This is a genomic window from Moorena sp. SIO3I6, from assembly GCF_010672095.1.
In genome coordinates, this window is sequence record NZ_JAAHHU010000209.1 from 1 (window position 1) to 2,574 (window position 2,574).

At 42.5% G+C, this 2,574-nt stretch carries 3 protein-coding genes; 2 read left to right on the forward strand and 1 reads right to left on the reverse strand.

Features of this window, described 5'->3' with window-relative positions:
• Together F6K49_RS31390 and F6K49_RS31395 are read left to right on the forward strand one after the other, a co-directional pair.
• Positions 1-910 (forward strand): tetratricopeptide repeat protein (locus tag F6K49_RS31390; RefSeq protein WP_293102946.1); only part of this gene is annotated, 910 nt, incomplete at its 5' end.
• On the forward strand, positions 883-1,968 hold the full coding sequence (locus F6K49_RS31395) for a hypothetical protein (RefSeq protein ID WP_293102949.1): 1,086 nt from the start codon (positions 883-885) through the stop codon (positions 1,966-1,968). The genes F6K49_RS31390 and F6K49_RS31395, both read left to right, overlap by 28 nt.
• Positions 1,969-2,030: 62 nt before the next feature.
• On the opposite strand, the gene F6K49_RS31400 is transcribed toward F6K49_RS31395, so the two are convergent.
• On the reverse strand, positions 2,031-2,574 hold a 544-nt coding region (locus tag F6K49_RS31400), incomplete at its 5' end, for a Uma2 family endonuclease (protein ID WP_293081708.1).

Genomic DNA, 2,574 nt, shown 5'->3' on the forward strand with positions numbered 1-2,574 from the left:
TAATGATACGGCGAATCTTGGCTTGTTAATCGACCTTCTGCCTCGTTTTCTGATAGCAGGCACTGGATTTGCGGGAGCAGTAGCAATTGCTTTTCCCAGTCTTTTGACCGTATTACAAGCGATCAGCGAACTAACGGAAACCGGACAAGAAGGATTTGATAAATTATTAATCCGACTGGGTATTCCCAAGCATTTTCATGCCGAAGCCCAGCTCGGGGCGACGGAGTTATTACTGGTAATCTTACTAGGTTTTCACTTTTGTTTGCCCAATTTTTCTAATTTCTCTAATAGAAGAGGTTTTGAAAAGTATAAGCAAGGTCAACTAGCCAGTGCTGAAGCCCACTATCAGCAAGCCTTAGCCCTTAATCCTGATAATGTCAAAGCTCACTACAACTTAGCTTTAGTATACGAAAATTTACAACAGTTTGACAAAGCCAGAACTCAATACCAATTCGCCGTAAAAGGCGGTTTTGTTAAAGCTTATAACAACTTAGGTCGCTTGCATATTCTTAACAACAAACCCTCCTTAGCTATCCCCTTACTCTTCAAAGGTTTAGCCGGGGCTGGGCAAGCCAGTATCAAAGTTAAATACGACCTGATGAAAAACTTGGGTTGGGCTTTACTCAAGCAAGGGCGAGAGGAGCAAGCAGAACCAATTCTCCGGAGCGCGGTCTCTTTAGGCAGTAGTCCAGAAGGTATTGAAAAAATCAGCAATCGCGGTTCAGCCCACTGCTTATTAGCTCAGGTTTATCAAGGACAAAACCAGAAAACCAAAGCCCTGACCCAGTGGCAAAAATGTTGTCAATTGGGGTCAAGTGCTAATCCTGATGAGGATCTGTGGCTGGGCTTAGCTCATAAAAAATTAAAGGAGGAAAATCAATCATGTGGTCAAAACAATGGAAAACCTTAATTGCCTTTGCACTGGGGCTAGGTGTGACAGTCCCTTTCATCAAACCTGCCCTGCCTCAAATACCAAGGTTTAACCTAATTATCGCCTTGGCTCCTCCAGGTGAAGTCAAATTCCAGAAGCCCAATTGGTCAAATTTTCAACCAGCTTCTATTGGTAATTTACTCAGGGGGGATTATCAGCTGTTGGTAGGCTCAAATGCTACCGTTGAAGTCCTGTGTTCCAACTGGACAACCTGGAAACCTGAACCGGGAAGAACTTCCACCGTTAATGAAGGCTGTCCTACCGCCGGAGATAGTATAATAATTCACTCAGAGGATTATACCGCTCCTACTAGGGCAGCAAATAATCAAAACATTCCTTATCTATTAAGTCCGAGGAACACATCCTTACTCGACAACCGACCCACCCTACGCTGGCATCAGGTTGAAGGTGCAGAAAGTTACTCTGTTAGGATTCGTGGACAAGCATCAGATCTAGACTGGAAAACCTACACTAGGGAGACAGAAATTCTTTATTCAGGGGAACAACCTCTAGCACCTGGTTATTATTCGTTAATTGTTGAGACTGACAAAGGTAAACGTTCTATAGAGGAAGGGGAATTTGGTTTTCGGGTACTTGATGAAAAGAAAGCTACCACCCTATTAAAAGAAGTAGAGGAACTCCAGCAAAAACAGTTAAGTGAAGAAGCGAATTCCTTAGCCCTAGCCCATTTTTACCTCAGGGAAGACTTGAAATATAATGCCATTGATATACTCGAACAAAGCATCAAAGATGGTAATACTTTGGTAGCCACCTATCAACTGCTAGGGGATACCTACACAGAAGTGGGATTAAATCGACTGGCAAAGGAGCGTTACCTCAAAGGTTTAGAACTGGCTAAAGCAGCATCAGATTTAAACAGTCAAGCGGAAATACAAAAGAGTTTAGTAACTATCAGCTTAATTATTGACAGTAAAGAGGAAGCTTTACAGTGGTTGGAAAAAGCCCAAGTTAGTTATCGGGCTTTAGGAGATGAATCAAAGGTGAATCAATTAGAAGAGAATAAAAGTAAAATTTGACAGGCGGCTCTGGATTGAAGGTATGGGGTATCGGTATGGTTTAAACTTATCAATCAAATAGCTTACAGGTCAAAATCCTCGGGATTTATCCCTTTTGCTTTTAATTGCTCTAGCAATGCTTTCATACGATTTCGTTCAAGCTCTAAAGCTTGCTGTGCTTGTTCTAAAGCTTCTTCCGCTTGTTCTGCTCGTTGACGTTGTTGTTCTTTCTGCTCACTAATTTCTAAATAGCTAGCAAAAGGCTCACCATTGGGATAATACAGCACCAATTGAGATGCTACTAACTCAAAGGTAATTCCTAAACGGGGACTCACCCAACCCAGCATCTGGGGGATGGGTTCTAGTTTTTTTCCTGAACGCAACCAGCCTTTTAGTTTGGCTCTGTTTGGATCATACAGATAGTACTCTTCTACTCCATGGGTCCGGTAAAACTTGAGTTTATCCTCTTCTAATTCCTTGATGGTGTTGGTTTCTGATGCTATTTCAAAGGTGACTTGGGGATTAAGGTTATCTTCAACCCAGGTCTTGTAAGAACGTCGATGCCCTTTCGGTCTACCGATAACTACCATCACATCGGGGGCTTGGTTGATTTTGGGTTCTCCTTGT